Genomic DNA, 15,882 nt, shown 5'->3' with positions numbered 1-15,882 from the left:
CACCGTTTAGATGGTGACCTGGGTTCCGACTTCAACCACGCGTCCGGTGGGAATTTGGAAATAGTCGGTGGCGTCGTTGGCGGACCGGCTCAGCGCGATGAACAAATGGTCCTGCCAAAGCGGCATGCCGGACTGCGCCGACGCCTTCAGCGAGCGCCGCGACACGAAGAATGAGGTCGACATGATGTCGAATTGCCAGCCCTGCTTGCGCGCGATCGCGAGTGCCTTGGGCACGTTCGGCTGCTCCATGTAGCCGAAGCGCAGGCGGACCTTGAAGAACTTGTCGCTGATCCTCTCCATCCGGAACCGCTCCGACAGATCGACCCGCGGCGTATGCGCGGTCTCGATGGTCAGGACCACGTTGTGCTCGTGTAGCACCTTGTTGTGCTTGAGATTGTGCAGCAGCGCGGTCGGCACGAAGGAGGGATCGCTGGTCAGGAACACCGCGGTGCCCTTGACGATGTGCGGCGGCCGCTTTTCCAGGCTCCGGATCAGATCGTCCAGCGGCACCTCGATGCGGCGCGTTTTCTGGATCAGGATCCCGGACCCTCGCCGCCAGGTCCAGATTGTCCCGGCCATGATCACGCCGAACAGCAGCGGCACCCAGGCGCCTTCGAGCAGCTTCAGAAGATTCGCGCTGAAGAAGCTGATGTCGACCACGACGAAGGGCAGGATCACCGCTGCGGCCGTCGCCGCGCGCCAGTTCCACAATTTCCAGATCACGATGAAGCCCATGATGCCGTCAGCAACCATGGTGGTGGAGACCGCAATACCGTAGGCCGAAGCCAGATTGCTGGGGGTGTGGAACAACAGCACCAGCAGCATCACACCGATCAGCAGCAGCCGGTTTACACGCGGCAGATAGATCTGGCCGGCATGAGTTTCCGAGGTGAAGCGCACCTCGAAGCGCGGCAGGAGGCCGAGCTGCACTGCCTGATAGACCAGGGAATAGGCCCCCGTGATTACCGCCTGGCTCGCGATCACGGTCGCCGCGGTCGCAAGTCCGACCAGCGGCAGCACGAAATGCTCGGGCACCATGCGATAGAAGGAGTGTTCGATCGCGCTGGGATCCGACAGCACCAGTGCGCCCTGCCCGAAATAGTTGATCAGGAGCGCAGGCAGCACGAAGAACATCCAGGCCGACTGGATCGGCTTGCGGCCGAAATGGCCGAGGTCTGCGTAGAGCGCCTCGCCGCCGGTCACCGCGAGGAACACCGCGCCCAGTGTCACCAGGCCGATCGTGCCGTGCGACAGCAGGAATTGCAGGGCGTAATAGGGATTGATCGCTGCCAGCACCGACGGATCGTCGGCGATGTGAACGGCACCCAGCACGGCAAGAACGGTGAACCAGACGACCATCACCGGCCCGAAGGCTGAGGCGACCAGTGCCGTCCCCTTGCTCTGGACCGCGAACAGCAGCGTCAGGATGAGAACGGTCAGGGGAACGACATAGTGCTCGAAGGCGGGCGTTGCGAGCTTCAGACCCTCGACCGCCGACAACACCGAGATCGCCGGCGTGATCATGGAATCGCCGATGAACATGGAGGCGCCGACGACGCCGAGCGCCATCAGGAACCAGCTCCGCCGCCCGAGCGCGCGCTGGCCGAGCGCCATGAGGGAAAGCGTGCCGCCCTCCCCGTTGTTGTCGGCGCGCAGCAGCAGCAGCACGTATTTGGCGGTGACGACGATCAGCAGCGCCCAAAGGATCAGCGAGAGCACGCCGAGCACCATGACCCGCGAGACCGGCTGGCCATGGGCCGCGCCCCTGACGGCCTCGTGGAATGCGTAGAGCGGCGACGTGCCGATGTCGCCGAAGACGACGCCGATGCTCCCGAGCGTCAGGCCCCAGAAACCCGAGGTGACCGGCCCGTCCGGAGCTTCGGTCGATGTGATGCTCGCCGTCATATGAAACTGGAACGCTTCTGCCCGAGAATTGATCCGGCGCCTTTTGACGGTTCCGGCGCCCCTGTCAATCGGCACATCACCATAGCAGGCACCGGGCCAGATGCTGTGACGGCGCAGCAACGGTCGTTGCCCACGCGACGACATGCCTCAGGTAAGATGGTGGCACAAGAGCCCTGAGCCTTCAGTCCCCGATTGAACGGGAATTGGCTCTACATCCTTGTTTTGTCGCGCTTCTTCGCGCGAAACAGGGTCCACTTCGCTCGAATGCGCCCTACGGCTTCAGATTCGGCGGCAGCGGCGGATCTTCGCGCATCAGGGTGATGGTCACCCGCCGGTTGGCCGCGAGCGAGGGATCGTCCGGAAACAGCGGCTGGGTATCCGCCTTGCCGGCGACGGCGAAGACATGGGCGGCCGGCAGGCCCTCGCGTTCGAGGATCTGACGCACGGCATTGGCGCGGTCGGCCGACAGATCGAAGGCGCCGTAGTCGCTGCGGGTCGGCACGAATCCAGCCGCGGTGTGGCCGGCGATGGAGACGCGCAGCGGCGTCGCCTTGAGCGGGACAGCGAGCTTCTCGATCAGGCGGCGGGTGCGGTCATAGGGGACTTTGGAGCCGTCGGCGAACATCGAGCGACCGTCCTGGTCCACGATCTCGAGGTTGAGGCCCTGCTTGGTCTCCTCGAACATGATGTGCTTCGACATCTCGGTCAATTCCGGCATGTCCTGCAACGCTTGGCGCAGCGAGGCCGCCGCCAGCGCAAAATTGCGGTCGACCTTGATCTTCGCGCCCGACGTGCGGTCACGATCCTCCTGGTCCGGCGTCGGCGTGTTGGAAGAGTCCTCGGGCTGAATGTGATCGACGTTCTTCAGCCGAGGGCGGGTCGGCAGCCCGTCGGACTCGACGATGCCGGAATAGCGCGCTTCGGTCTGGACACCGAAGGCGTCGCGCATGGAGCCTGCGACGACCTTCAGCTTGTTGGCATCCTGGGTCGAGAACGCGACGAGCATCACGAAGAAGCTCATCATCAGGCCCATCAGATCGGCGAAGGTCACGAACCAGCCGTGACCGCCTCCGTGTGAATCGCCGCGCTTCTTCTTGGCCATATCTCAAATCCCGGCGCGCGGCCTCAGGCCGGCACCGGCTCGCCTTCAGCGTGGCGGTGCTTCTCGGGCAGATAGGCCAGCAGCATTTCGCGGACCAACGTGGGGCTCTTGGAGTCGCGGATCATCAGGATGCCGTCGATGATCAGCGTGCGGTTGGTCTCTTCGTCCAGGAGCTTTCCATGCAGCTTGTCGGCGATCGGGGTACAAAACAGGTTGGCGACCAGCGCGCCGTAGAGAGTCGCGAGCAGCGCGGTCGCCATGAACGGGCCGAGCTTTGACGGGTCGGTCATGTTGGCGAACATCTGCACCATGCCGATCAGCGTGCCGACCATGCCGAAGGCCGGGGCGCAGTCGCCGATGGCGCGGTAGATCTTGCTGCCTTCATCCAGATGCATCAAAAAATTATCGCGGTCGCGCTCGAGATTGTCGCGAATGAAGTCCAGGTCGTAGCCGTCGGCGACGTAGCGGATGCCCTTGGCGAGGAACGGCTCGTCGGTCTCGACCTTTTCCAAACCCACCGGCCCTTGCTTGCGGGCGATCTCGGCGATGCGGGCGAGTTCGTCGACCAGATCGTGCGCCGACAGACGGCTCATAGTGAAGGCAAACTTGGCGCCGAGCGGTAGGCCGTGGATCAGCGTCGAGAGCGGAAAGCGGATCATGGTCGCGGCCGTCGAGCCGCCGAAGATGATGATCATCGCATGCTCGGAAACGAACATGTGGAGATCGCCGCCCAGCAGCATCATCGTCGCGATGACGACAATGCCCGCCACGAGCCCGATGCTCGTCATGATATCCATGGGAGACTCCAACGCGAACGCAACAACGGCCGTCCTGGCCGATGGCGCGGCCCAACCCCGAACCGCATCGGAAACCCTAGTGAGCCGCGATTAAAGACGCGTAAAGGTTAAGTTGAGCCGGCGCGCCTGGCGGCCGCAGCGCGCTGAAAGGCGCCGGCTTTTGCCGACTGCCGACACGGATCTCAACATTTTGCTAACCATACGGTGTCGCGCGCACCCGTCACCCGTGCACGCGATCCCTTCGGCTGCGGCCCTGCGCCACATCGGGGGCGACCGATCAATTGGTATTCTGGACCCGGCCGGCACCTCATGGCGGAAGGCATCGCAATGGTGACGCTGTTCAGTCTTCTCACCGCGCTTCCCGCAGTGCTGGCGCTCCACATGCTCGAACCCGGGCTCGTCCTGCCGGCGTTCAGCGTGCTGCTCTTTGCCGAGGCGGCCCTCGCCGGGATCGCAGCGCACCTGATCCACATGCCGGACAATGCGGAAGATATCACCCTGTGGGATTTTGCCGGCGGCTTCACCTTGATCGGATGCGCTGCCGCGGTGCTCGGCGAGCCGGATCAGGCCGCCTTGTTCCTGACGGAACAGGGCAGCCTGCGAGCGGCGTCGCAACCGTAGATCATCGCGGTCCCGCCGTTAGTGAATCTCCGCCGAGCGCTTCAGCGCAGCCTTCAACTTCTCCAACGAGAAGTCGGGGCTGCGGGCGATCTCGAGGATCGGCGTCTCGCGGCGGCCACAGAGTTCGGCGGCCTCGGGCAGCTTTGCGGCAATATCGTGCGGAATTACGACGGCGCCGTGCTGGTCGGCATGGATCAGATCGTCCGACTTCACGGTCATGCCGGCGACGCGCACTTCGCCGCCAAAGCTCTCGGCATGCACCCACGCATGCGACGGGCCGATCGAGCCGGCCAGCGCCTGGAAGCCCGGCGCCCATTGCGGAATGTCGCGGATCGAACCGTCGGTGATGACGCCGAGGCAGCCGAGCGCCTTGTGCACGTTGCTCTGCACCTCGCCCCAAAACGCACCGTAGCCGACGTCGGGACCGTCGATGTCCTGGATCACCGAGATGCGCGGACCGTGGCCGGTACCGACATATTCGTAATATGCGATGCGGCGCTTGGACTGCTCTTCCGGCGGTAGTGAATTTTTCAGCACCGAGCGGATCGCGACCGTGCGGGCATAGCCGACGATCGGGGGCAGATCGGGAAATGGGCAGACCAGTGGTTTGGTGGTGTAGCCGATCAGCCGGCGCTCGGGCGCCACGATCTCCATGGCATTGCAGATCGTCGGCGTGTCATAGCGGCCCAGCGCTTCGAGGACGGAAGCGGGCAGCGGCCCGGTCGCAGTATTCGTCACAGCGTTCTCTCCCAGATTGGCGGCCGCTGTTGGTGCGGTGCCGCCTGCACCGGGCGATATAGCCGAGATCGGGCCTCAACCCAACTCAGGGCGCCTCATGGCAGATATCCAAGTCTCGCTGTTCAGTGCCTTGGCTGCTTGGCGCTTGCCGTTCAGTGCAGCCGGTCGGGCCGGTCGTCTTCGCGCGGCGGCTCCGACAGGTTTGCCAGCGTCGGCGCCGAAGGCGGCGAGGAGACCTCGCCTCCAGCCGGCGCGGTGGCTTCCATCGCGCGCGCCTGGTCGCGATAGGATTTGTAGCCGAGCGGCAAAGCGAGCAGATACAGCACCGTTCCGATGGACAGCACGTGCCAGGGATAGGCGATCAGGATCGCGATGAACACGACCACCGCGACGAACGCCGGCAGCACCAGCTCGGGCGGCACGCGCATGCGCTTGGTCTTGCCGGAGAACACCGGCAGGCGCGACACCATCAGGAAGGCGATCAGCAGCGTATACGCAGCCGTCACCGCCGCAGGCAGCCGGCCGAGATCGAGGAACGCGACATAGATCGGCAGCAGCACCGTGATCGCGCCGGCCGGCGCCGGCACGCCGGTGAAGAAGTTGGCGGCAAAGGCCGGCTTGTTGGGATCGTCCATGGTGGCATTAAAGCGCGCCAGGCGGAGGCCACCGGAGATCGCAAACACCATGGCGGCGATCCAGCCGGCATTGCCGAGCTCGTGCAGCTGCCAGAAATACAGCATCAGGCCGGGCGCCACGCCGAAATTGACGAAGTCGGCGAGGCTGTCGAGCTCGGCGCCGAACTTGGACTGCCCCTTGATCATGCGCGCGATGCGGCCGTCGATGCCGTCGAGTGCCGCCGCGAACACGATGGCGTAGACCGCGAGCGACATCCGCCCCTCGATCGAGAGCCGGATCGAGGTCAGGCCGGCGCAGATCGCCAGCAGCGTGATGACGTTGGGCACCAGCATGCGCACCGGGATCGGGCGGAACCGCCGGCGGCGCACATCAGGATCTTTGAAGTCATAAGGCGTCATGGCTCGTCCTCACCTTGGGGCGAGATATAGCAAGCCGCGTTCCCCTCCGCCATTGCGGCGGAAGGCCCCTCAGGACCGACTTATTGGTTAATTGGCACGGTAGGCGCGGCTCGGGTCGTCTCCGGCAAGATCCGCCAGAATCGTCTCGCCGGCGATCGCGGTCTGGCCTTCCGAGACCAGCGCCTTCGTGCCCAGCGGCAGATAGACGTCGAGCCGCGAGCCGAATCGGATCAGACCGAAGCGCTCACCGGCGCCGATTGCCTGCCCCTCTTTGACGAAGCAGACGATGCGCTTGGCGACCAGACCCGCGATCTGGATCACGCCGATCCGCGCCGTCGGCGTCGTGATCACCAGCGAGTTGCGCTCATTGTCCTCGCTCGCCTTGTCCAGCTCGGCATTGATGAACAGGCCGGGCCGGTAGGCGATACGGTCCACCCGGCCCGCGATCGGGCTGCGGTTCACATGGCAGTTGAACACACTCATGAACACCGAGACGCGCGGCAGCGGCCGATCGCCGAGGCCGAGCTCGGCCGGCGGCAGCGCCATAGTGATCATCGAGACGCGGCCGTCGGCGGGCGACACCACGAGCCCCTCGCGCACGGGGGTCACGCGCACGGGGTCGCGGAAGAACAGCGCGCACCATACGGTCAGGATGGTGCCGATCCACCCCAACGGCGACCACAGCCAGAACAGGAGGAGGCTTGCCAGCGCAAAGCCGCCGATGAAGGGATATCCCTCCTTGTGGATCGGCGGGATCTGACGCTGGATCGAATCGAGAATGGACATCGCTATCTGCCGCTCAGGGTTGATGGCGCAGGTCGTCCCGCGCGGTGGTGTTGTTTAGGCCAGAGTTGGGACCGGAGACAAGGTCACTCCGCCGCCGCAGGCGCCGTCAGGACATCGGCGACCGGCGGTGGCTCCCGGTTGGGCGCCTCGCCGGAATCGGCCATCCTCGCCAGTTTCTCGCGCGCCGCCTCGGCCTCGCGCTGCCTGTTCCACATGCTGGCGTAAAGTCCCCCCTCCCCAAGCAGTTTCGCGTGGGTGCCGCGCTCGGCGATGCGGCCCTGGTCCAGCACGATGATCTCGTCGGCGCCGACGATGGTCGAGAGCCGATGGGCGATCACCAGCGAAGTGCGGTTCTTCGCCACGCGCTCGAGCGCACCCTGGATTTCGTGCTCAGTGTGGGTGTCAAGCGCGGAGGTCGCCTCGTCCAGCACCAGGATCGGTGGCGCCTTCAACACGGTGCGCGCGATCGCAACCCGTTGTTTTTCGCCGCCGGACAGTTTCAGGCCGCGCTCGCCGACCTGGGTCTCGTAGCCTTTCGGCGCCATGCGGATGAAATGATCGATCTGCGCCAGCTGCGCTGCCTGCTCGACCTCGGCATCGCTGGCGTCCCAACGCCCGTAGCGGATGTTGTAGCGGATGGTGTCGTTGAACAGCACGGTGTCCTGCGGCACCATGCCGATGGACGCGCGCAAGCTCGCCTGCGTGACTTCGCGAATGTCCTGGCCGTCGATCAGGATCTTGCCGCCCGAGATGTCGTAGAGGCGAAACAGAAGCCGCGAGATGGTCGACTTGCCCGCACCTGACGGGCCGACGATCGCGACCGTCTTGCCGGCCGGCACCTCGAAGCTGATGCCCTTGAGGATCGGACGGGACGGCTCATAGGCAAAGCGCACATCCTCGAAACGCACATTGCCCGCGGAGACCACCAGTGGCTTCGCGCCCGGCGCATCCTTGATCTCGGCCTCGCGCCCCAGCACGTTGAACATCTTCTCGATGTCGATGATCGCCTGCTTGATCTCGCGATAAACCATGCCCATGAAGTTCAAGGGCTGGTAGAGCTGGATCATCATCGCGTTGACCAGCACGAAATCGCCGACCGTGTTGGTGCCGTTGCGCACGCCGATCGCGCACATCAGCATGGTCGCGGTCAGCCCCAGCGTGAAGATCACGGCCTGCCCGGTGTTGAGCACGGCCAGCGAAGTATAGGCCTGGACGCTCGACTCCTCGTAACGCGCGACCGACCGGTCGTAGCGCTGTGACTCACGGGCCTCGGCGCTGAAATATTTGACGGTCTCGTAGTTGAGCAGCGAGTCGATCGCCTTGGTGTTCGCCTCGGTGTCGGCATCGTTCATCTTGCGGCGGATGCCGATCCGCCACTCGGTCGCGATGTAGGTGTAGTACATGTAGACCGCGACAGTGACGAGGGTCGCAAGCACGTAGCGCCAATCGAACTGCCACAGCAGCACGGCCATCAGCAGCGAGACCTCGACGATGGTCGGGATCAGCTGCAGGATCACCATGCGCACGATGACCTCGATGCCCTCGCGGCCGCGCTCGAGCACGCGCGTCAGGCCGCCGGTCTTGCGCTCCAGGTGGAAGCGCAGTGACAACTCGTGCATGTGGATGAAAGTGATGGTGGCGAGCTTGCGCACCGCGTGCATGGCAACGCGCGCGAAAATGCCGTCGCGCCATTGCGTCAGCACCGCCATCACGATGCGCATCACACCGTAGCTGGCGGTCAGCAGCAGCGGCGAGGCGATCACCCAGAGGTGCCAATTGTCGGCCTGAACTGGCGCACTGTTGGCGCCGGTCAGCGCGTCGGTCGCCCATTTGAAGCTGAAAGGAACCGTCAGCGTGATCAGCTTGGCGGCGAGCAGCAGCACCATCGACCAGACCACGCGCATCTTCAGGTCGAAACGGTCGCCCGGCCAGATATAGGGCCACAGATGCGCCAGCGTGCCCATCAGCGTGGCCCGCTCCAGCGGCCCCCCGGCGGGATCAGGAACGTTGGCGCCGGCGGGCGATTGAGCTTGGTCCATCAAGAAGCCTGAAAAGCCCGTCGAATGCGGGCTGCGTTGCCATTAAGGATTTTCGTTTGTCATATAGAGCCTTACCGATGCCCATGCACCCCGCCAGATGGCGAATCTTGGATTGTTCGTCGTCGTTTACCGGTAGATTTCCGGAAGCTCCGAATCACCGATTGGGCTTGACGCCTCTTCGCTGCAATGCATCATGGCACCAATGAGCACGATCAAAACCGTCTGTGTCTATTGCGGCTCCGGCCCAGGAACCAATCCCCGTTTCACCGAAGGCGCCAAGGCGTTCGGCAAGGCGCTCGCCGAGAACAACATCCGCCTCGTCTATGGCGGCGGCTCGCTCGGCCTGATGGGCTCGGTGGCGACCTCCGTCCTCGATCACGGCGGCACTGTCACCGGCATCATCCCCGATTTCCTGCGGATGCGGGAAAACGCGCTGACGCGCGTGCAGGAGATGATCGTCACCCCCGACATGCACGAGCGCAAGCGACTGATGTTCGAACGCTCCGACGCCTTCGTGGCGCTGCCGGGCGGCGTCGGCACGCTGGAGGAGTTGGTCGAGCAATTGACCTGGAAGCAGCTCGGACGTCACGCCAAGCCGGTGCTGCTGGCCAACATCGATAATTTCTGGGAGCCGCTGTTCTCGCTGCTGTCGCACATGCGCCAGACCGAGTTCATCCGCGCCGGCCTTTCGGTCGACATCCTCAAGGCCGATCGGATCGAAGAGATTTTGCCGAAGCTGAAATCGGCTGCAGCGCAGATCGAAGATGCGGAAAAGCAGCTCGCACCGGAAATGGCGCGCAAGCTCTAGTCCGCAGGAAACGTCACCGCCTCGATCCGGTTACCATCGGGGTCGACAACGAAGGCTGCGTAATAACGCACGCGATCGTGCGGGCGGATACCCGGCGCGCCGTCGGATGCGCCGCCGGCCGACAGCGCTGCGGCGTGAAATGCATCGACCTCGACGGTCGTCTTTGCCCGCAGGCAGATATGGACGCCGCTCTCCGGCGGCACGTGCGGCATGCCCTCGCGCAGATTGATCCAGAATTCGGGATAGGCCTTGCCGAAGCCGATCGTCCGCGGCCGCGTGACGAGGCGAGCGAGACCGAGCGCGGCGAGTGTTGCCTCGTAAAATGTCGCCGAGCGTTGGAGATCGCTGACGCCGACGGAGATGTGATCGATCATGGGTCGCGCCCCCTCTCCTGCTCGTCATCCCGTTTGTGGCACCGCCGCCCTACGCCGGCGCGCCCGACTTCACCAGCTTGTAGATCACCGAATCCATCAGCGCCTGGAACGAGGCGTCGATGATGTTGGGGGACACCCCGACCGTGGTCCAGCTGTCGCCGTTCTCGTCCTCGCTCTCGATCAGGACGCGCGTGACCGCGCCGGTGCCGCCGTTGAGGATACGCACGCGATAGTCGATCAGCGTCAGGCCTTCGATATATTTCTGGTACTTGCCGAGATCCTTGCGCAGCGCGACGTCGAGCGCGTTGACGGGACCGTTGCCTTCGGCCGCCGAGATCAGATGCTCGCCGGCGACGTCGACCTTGACCACCGCCAGCGCCACGGTGACGCGCTCGCCATGCGAATTGTAGCGCTGCTCGACATTGACGTCGAACTGCTCGACCTCGAAATAATGCGGCACCTTGCCGAGCGTGCGCCGCGCCAGCAGCTCGAACGAGGCGTTGGCGGATTCATAGGCGTAGCCTTGCGCCTCGCGCTCCTTCAACTCCTCGACCAGCCGCGACAGTTTCGGATCGCTCTTCTCGTAGGCGATACCGGCGCGGTCGAGCTCGGCAATGACATTGGAGCGGCCGGCCTGATCGGACACCAGCACCTTGCGATGATTGCCGACCAGCTCCGGCAACACGTGCTCGTAGGTCTGCGGATCCTTCAGCACGGCGGAGGCATGGATGCCGGTCTTGGTGACGAACGCGCTCTCGCCGACATAGGCCGCATGCCGGTTGGGCACGCGATTGAGCATGTCGTCGAGCGTGCGCGACACCTTGACCAGGGTCGCGAGCTTCTCCGCCGTGACGCCGATCTCGAAGGCGTCGGCAAACTCGGCCTTCAGCTTCAAGGTCGGAATCAGCGAGCAGAGATTGGCGTTGCCGCAGCGCTCGCCGAGGCCGTTCAGCGTGCCCTGGATCTGCCGCGCGCCGGCGCGCACCGCGGCGAGCGAATTCGCCACCGCCTGCTCGGTGTCGTTATGGGCGTGAATGCCGAGATGATCGCCGGGGATGTGCTTCGCCACCTCGGCGACGATCGCTTCGACCTCGTTGGGCATGGTGCCGCCGTTGGTGTCGCACAGCACCACCCAGCGCGCGCCGGCTTCATAAGCAGCTTTCGCGCAGGCGAGCGCGAAACCGGAATCCTCCTTGTAACCGTCGAAGAAGTGTTCGCAGTCGAGCATCACCTCGCGGCCGGCAGCCTTCGCCGCTGCGACGCTGTCGCGGATCGAGGCGAGGTTCTCCTCCTTCGTCGTCTCCAGGGCAACGCGCACCTGATAGGCCGACGACTTCGCCACGAAGCAGATCACGTCGGCCTTGGCCTCTAGCAGCCCGGCCACACCGGGATCGTTGGAAACCGAGCGCCCCGCTCGCCGCGTCATGCCGAAGGCGGTGAAGCGCGCATGCGAAAACTTCGGCTTGGTGCCGAAGAACTCGGTGTCGGTCGGATTGGCGCCGGGATAGCCGCCCTCGACATAGTCGATGCCGAGTTCATCGAGCATCTGGGCGATGATTTGCTTGTCGGTCAGCGTGAAATCGACGCCGTTGGTCTGCGCGCCGTCGCGCAGCGTGGTGTCGAACAGATAGAGGCGCTCCTTGCTCATTGCAGCGCTCCCGACGCGGGTCCACTGCCGAGCGTCTTCTGCATGGTGGTGTTGGCCAGCCATTCGTCGTTGACAGTGATGCTGTTGCGCTGCATGGCGACATAGCCGCGCTTGGCGAAAAAGCCCTGCGCGTTGTCGCTGGCATCGACCGTCAGCTTGTCGGCGCCGCGGCCGCCCGCAAGCTTTTCCAGCGCATCGACGAGCATGGTCGCGAGGCCCTGCCCGGCCACGGCCGGATGCACATAGAGCATGCGGATATGATCCTTGCCCTGCAGCGAGGCAAAACCCACCGGTGACCCCTCCAGCGTTGCGATCAGCGTCAGGTCGGAGGCGAGCCCCTTGCCGAACTCTTCGTCTTCCGCCGACGCCATCCAGGCCTGTTGTTGGGCCTCGCTATAGTCCTCGCCGGTCAGCTCTTCGATGCTGGCGGTGAAGATCGCGGCGAGAACCGGCACGTCCTCCGGCAGAAAGGGCCGCAAGCCAGGCTTTGGGAGTGCTTGTGCCATCGTCTTCACCACATCCCATAGAGTTTCAGCGCCAGCGCCACGGCAGCGCCGAGCAGCAGGATTTTCAGCGCGATGTAATAGAACCAGTGCCGCGGAAAAGGCGTATCGGGTCGCTTCATCGTGCGACCTCCCACGTCGTCCCTTCCTTGGAATCCTTGATCGCAACGCCCATCGCGGCAAGCAGATCGCGGATACGATCGGACTCCGCAAAGTCCTTGCGCGCACGCGCCGCCGTCCGCTCCGAGATCAGGCGCTCGACTTCCTTGGCATCGACGCCGCTCGCCTGCTGCTTGCGTCCTTCCCACTGCGCGGCACTCTCGGAGAGAAAGCCGAGCAGACGCAACGAACCCGCGAGGGCACCAACATCGCTGCCGCGCAGCCCATGCAGCGCCGCGATCGCCAGCGGCGTGTTGAGGTCGTCGAGCAGCGGCTCGACCACTGAGGGGGCGGGCTTGCCGGATGCGACGTCAGCCGCACCCCGATACCAATCGTCGAGCGTCCTGGCGCTCTCCTCCAGCGACTTCATCGTCCAGTCGATCGGCGAGCGGTAATGCGTCTTGAGCATATTCAGGCGCAGCACTTCGCCCGGCCAGTCCGCGAGCAGCTCGTGAATCGTGACGAAGTTGCCTAGCGATTTCGACATCTTCTCGCTCTCGACCTGCAGGAAGCCGTTGTGCATCCAGTAGTTCGCCATGCGCTCCCGGTGGAAGGCGCAGCAGGTCTGCGCGACCTCGTTCTCGTGATGCGGAAACACGAGATCGATGCCGCCGCCATGGATGTCGAAGTGCTCGCCGAGATGCTTCCAGGCCATGGCCGAGCACTCGACATGCCAGCCCGGGCGCCCCTGCGCGGCGACGCCGGCGGGTGACGGCCATGACGGCTCGCCGGGCTTGGACGGCTTCCACAGCACGAAGTCGGTGTTGCCTTTCTTGTAGGGCGCGACATCGACGCGGGCGCCGGCAACCATCTCGTCCAGCGAACGATTGGACAGCGCGCCATAGCGCGGCAACCCGGCATCGGCCGCGTTCATCGCCTGCGGCGAGAACAGCACGTGATCCTCGGCAACATAGGCAAAGCCGCCGGCAACCAGCCGTTCGATGATCTCGCGCATCTCGCCGATATGCTCGGTGGCGCGCGGCTCGACGCTCGGCCGCAGCGCGCCGAGCGCGTCGACGTCAGCGTGAAACTGTTTGCCGGTTTGCTCGGTGACTTTCCGGATCGCCTCGTTCAGCGGCAGGCCGGGGAAATCCCGCGCGGCGCGGTCGTTGATCTTGTCGTCCACGTCGGTGATGTTGCGGACATATTTGACGTGCGCCTCACCGTAGAGATGGCGCAGCAGCCGAAACAGCACGTCGAACACGATCACCGGCCGGGCATTGCCGATATGGGCGAAGTCATAGACCGTCGGTCCGCAGACATACATGCGGACGTTCTTGGCATCGAGCGGCACGAAGGTGCGCTTTTCCCGGCTCAGCGTATCGTAAAGGCGCAATTCCATAAGGATACCCGTCGGCTGTTGGCCGGGCGTCCAGTGCTCTCAATGGTTTTGAGAAAAGACGGCTCCAGCCAGCGAATCGCTAGCTCGTAATCTCGCGGCAAATGGCGCAAATGACGAGGAGACCGTTCATGACGGAACATATGGGCTATGAGGCGGCCCCGCGTCAAGAGAGCCGCGAAAACGCCGTCTTATCTCCGCAATGCGCAGCCGCCGCGCGCAGATGGTTCATCTCCTTAACCATTTGAGCCCATTCTGGAACTGGCAGTTCACATTTTTTGCCCCGGTGTTTTCATGCGATCATTGCTCGCGCTCATGTCCTGCGCCTCCATCCTTGCGGCGTCCAGCGCTCTCGCGGAGACCCGCGTCTTCATCATCCCGAACCAGGCGGACGGCTACGGCGTCGATCAGTGCCTGGCCAAGAGCGACAAATGCGGCGCGCAGGTCGCCCGCACCTACTGCCAGTCACGCGATTTTGCCCAGGCTTCGGCCTATCGCCGGGTCGATCCCGACGAAATTACCGGCTCTGTCCCCAAATCCGGCGCAAACTGCTCCCATGGCCATTGCGACGAATATGTCGCAATCACCTGCCAGCGCTGAATTCGCTCGGAACTGGCGTACCTTAGGCCCAATCGCTGGCCTCTGAAACGACGTGACGATGCCGCAGGAAGCGGCTATGGGAGGGCGCGCTCCGGCCTCCCCACATCACGCCTGGCCGTGACCTCGCTAGAATGGCGGATATGCCTGAATTTATGTCTCTCTCCCGTGCTCGCTTGATCCTTGCCTCTGCCGTGCTCTTCAGCACGGTTGCGCTCGCCAATAACGCGTTCGCACAGGCCGGCCCGCCGGGACCGCCGCCTCAGCCCGGCCAGAACGGGCTCGGACCCAACCCGATGTGCGCGCGCCTGGAAGGTCAGCTCGCCGGTCTCGATCGTGGCGGCGGCGGTGATCCCGCGCGCGAAGACCAGATCCGCCGCTATCAGGAATCTCAGACCAAGCAGCAGGCCGAGCTCGATCGTGTCACCATGCAGGCCAAGCGCATGGGTTGCGATTCCTCCGGCTTCTTCTCGCTGTTCAGCGGCCAGTCGGCGCAATGCGGTCCGGTCAACACCCAGATCCAGCAGATGCGCGCCAATCTGGACCAGATCACCGGCAATCTCGAACGCCTGCGCGGCGGCGGCCCCGGCGGCTTTAGCCCCGAGCGTGACAACCAGCGCCGCTCGGTGCTGGCAGCGCTGGCGCAGAACAATTGCGGCCCGCAATATGCCAATGCGGCGCAGTCGCAAGGCGGCGGCAATTTCCTGAGCAATCTGTTCGGCGGCAACAACCCCAATAATCCGCAAGGCGTGCCGCCGTCCGATCTCGGCCCGCAATCAGGCACCTATCGCACTGTGTGCGTGCGCACCTGCGACGGCGCCTACTTCCCGGTCTCGTTTGCGACCGTGCCGGCGCGCTTCCCCGACGACGAGAAGACCTGCAAGGCGCTGTGCCCGGCCGCCGAGGCCGTGCTCTACACCCATCGCAATCCCGGTGAAGACATGAACTCCGCGGTCTCCACCAGCGGCCAGCCCTACACGGCGCTGCCGACCGCGTTCAAATTCCGCAGCGAGTTCAACCCGTCCTGCTCCTGCAAGGCCGCGGGCCAGACCTGGGCGGACGCGCTCAAATCGGCCGACGACAAGGCGTCGGCCGAACAGCAAGGTGACATCATCGTCACCGAGGAGAGCGCCAAGAAAATGCAGCAGCGGCAGCTCAACAAGGGCACGCCTGCCGCCAATGGCAAGAAGGGTGCGGCTCCGGCACCGACGACTGCTGGCGCCCCGGCAGCAACGCCGCCGGCGGACACCGGCACCCCTGCGACGCCTTCCGAGAACAAGCCGATCCGTTCGGTCGGCCCGAGCTTCCTGCCGCAACAACAGAAGTAATAGCCCTTCCCTTCTCCCCTTGCGGGAGAAGGTGGCGCGAAGCGCCGGATGAGGGGTTCTATCCGCTCACATGTGCACATGAGTACGCGGAGATAGACCCCTCA

15 protein-coding genes are annotated in these 15,882 nt (G+C 64.4%); 4 read left to right on the top strand and 11 right to left on the bottom strand.

The window, feature by feature from the left end; all coding sequences use genetic code 11:
* Window positions 1–6: 6 nt before the first annotated feature.
* The 3 genes from ACFQX9_RS20330 to ACFQX9_RS20320 all read right to left on the bottom strand — a co-directional run bounded on the left by ACFQX9_RS20330 (window position 7) and on the right by ACFQX9_RS20320 (window position 3,804).
* Window positions 7–1,905: a potassium transporter Kup gene (locus tag ACFQX9_RS20330; protein ID WP_085385797.1), complete on the bottom strand. Its 1,899-nt coding sequence runs from the start codon at window positions 1,903–1,905 to the stop codon at window positions 7–9.
* A 271-nt stretch (window positions 1,906–2,176) separates the two neighbouring features.
* Window positions 2,177–3,007: a flagellar motor protein MotB gene (locus tag ACFQX9_RS20325; protein WP_007592497.1), complete on the bottom strand. Its 831-nt coding sequence runs from the start codon at window positions 3,005–3,007 to the stop codon at window positions 2,177–2,179.
* 23 nt (window positions 3,008–3,030) lie between these two features.
* Window positions 3,031–3,804 (bottom strand): motility protein A, encoded by a 774-nt coding sequence (locus tag ACFQX9_RS20320; protein WP_018459340.1) that lies wholly within the window; start codon window positions 3,802–3,804, stop codon window positions 3,031–3,033.
* A gap of 327 nt (window positions 3,805–4,131) precedes the next feature.
* Between ACFQX9_RS20320 and ACFQX9_RS20315 the strand changes: the two genes are divergently transcribed.
* The gene (locus tag ACFQX9_RS20315; protein WP_085353034.1) at window positions 4,132–4,425 is read left to right on the top strand and encodes a hypothetical protein; all 294 of its coding nucleotides are present in this window, start codon (window positions 4,132–4,134) and stop codon (window positions 4,423–4,425) included.
* An 18-nt stretch (window positions 4,426–4,443) separates the two neighbouring features.
* On the opposite strand, the gene ACFQX9_RS20310 is transcribed toward ACFQX9_RS20315, so the two are convergent.
* From ACFQX9_RS20310 to ACFQX9_RS20295, 4 genes are all read right to left on the bottom strand, one after another.
* A complete protein-coding gene (locus tag ACFQX9_RS20310) occupies window positions 4,444–5,163 on the bottom strand; it encodes an RraA family protein (protein ID WP_018459343.1) in 720 nt (239 codons plus the stop codon).
* A 152-nt stretch (window positions 5,164–5,315) separates the two neighbouring features.
* Window positions 5,316–6,197, bottom strand: a complete 882-nt coding sequence (locus tag ACFQX9_RS20305; RefSeq protein WP_018459344.1) for a phosphatidylcholine/phosphatidylserine synthase — start codon at window positions 6,195–6,197, stop codon at window positions 5,316–5,318.
* Between the two features lie 87 nt (window positions 6,198–6,284).
* Entirely contained in the window at window positions 6,285–6,989 is a 705-nt protein-coding gene (locus ACFQX9_RS20300; RefSeq protein ID WP_256374445.1) for a phosphatidylserine decarboxylase, read from the bottom strand.
* Window positions 6,990–7,066: 77 nt separating this feature from the next.
* Complete coding sequence (locus ACFQX9_RS20295; RefSeq protein ID WP_018459346.1) at window positions 7,067–9,022, bottom strand: ABC transporter ATP-binding protein/permease; 1,956 nt, start codon at window positions 9,020–9,022, stop codon at window positions 7,067–7,069.
* Window positions 9,023–9,224: 202 nt separating this feature from the next.
* On the opposite strand from ACFQX9_RS20295, the gene ACFQX9_RS20290 reads away from it, so the two are divergent.
* The gene (locus ACFQX9_RS20290; protein WP_018459347.1) at window positions 9,225–9,830 is read left to right on the top strand and encodes a TIGR00730 family Rossman fold protein; all 606 of its coding nucleotides are present in this window, start codon (window positions 9,225–9,227) and stop codon (window positions 9,828–9,830) included.
* Here the strand turns inward: ACFQX9_RS20290 and ACFQX9_RS20285 are convergent.
* The 4 genes from ACFQX9_RS20285 to cysS form a co-directional block, all read right to left on the bottom strand.
* A complete protein-coding gene (locus ACFQX9_RS20285; RefSeq protein WP_018459348.1) occupies window positions 9,827–10,204 on the bottom strand; it encodes a VOC family protein in 378 nt (125 codons plus the stop codon). The two genes, ACFQX9_RS20290 and ACFQX9_RS20285, sit on opposite strands and share 4 nt — an antisense overlap.
* Before the next feature lie 49 nt (window positions 10,205–10,253).
* Complete coding sequence (gene cimA / locus ACFQX9_RS20280) at window positions 10,254–11,852, bottom strand: citramalate synthase (RefSeq protein WP_085395863.1); 1,599 nt, start codon at window positions 11,850–11,852, stop codon at window positions 10,254–10,256.
* Entirely contained in the window at window positions 11,849–12,358 is a 510-nt protein-coding gene (locus ACFQX9_RS20275) for a GNAT family N-acetyltransferase (protein WP_085385796.1), read from the bottom strand. Before ACFQX9_RS20275 ends, cimA begins: the two co-directional genes overlap by 4 nt.
* Window positions 12,359–12,473: 115 nt before the next feature.
* Window positions 12,474–13,856 carry a cysteine--tRNA ligase gene (gene cysS / locus ACFQX9_RS20270; RefSeq protein WP_247370848.1) on the bottom strand — a complete coding sequence of 461 codons (1,383 nt, stop codon included), beginning with the start codon at window positions 13,854–13,856 and terminating at the stop codon, window positions 12,474–12,476.
* Window positions 13,857–14,147: 291 nt separating this feature from the next.
* On the opposite strand from cysS, the gene ACFQX9_RS20265 reads away from it, so the two are divergent.
* Window positions 14,148–14,453, top strand: coding sequence for a hypothetical protein (locus ACFQX9_RS20265; RefSeq protein ID WP_026233782.1), 306 nt, complete (start codon window positions 14,148–14,150; stop codon window positions 14,451–14,453).
* Between the two features lie 131 nt (window positions 14,454–14,584).
* Window positions 14,585–15,778 (top strand): DUF2865 domain-containing protein, encoded by a 1,194-nt coding sequence (locus ACFQX9_RS20260; RefSeq protein ID WP_085395861.1) that lies wholly within the window; start codon window positions 14,585–14,587, stop codon window positions 15,776–15,778.
* Window positions 15,779–15,882 lie beyond the last annotated feature (104 nt).

The organism is Bradyrhizobium sp. GCM10028915, assembly GCF_042666195.1.
Lineage (GTDB): Bacteria > Pseudomonadota > Alphaproteobacteria > Rhizobiales > Xanthobacteraceae > Bradyrhizobium > Bradyrhizobium canariense_D.
Note: the sequence above shows the minus strand (reverse complement) of the source record. Positions and strands in the feature narration are given on the sequence as shown.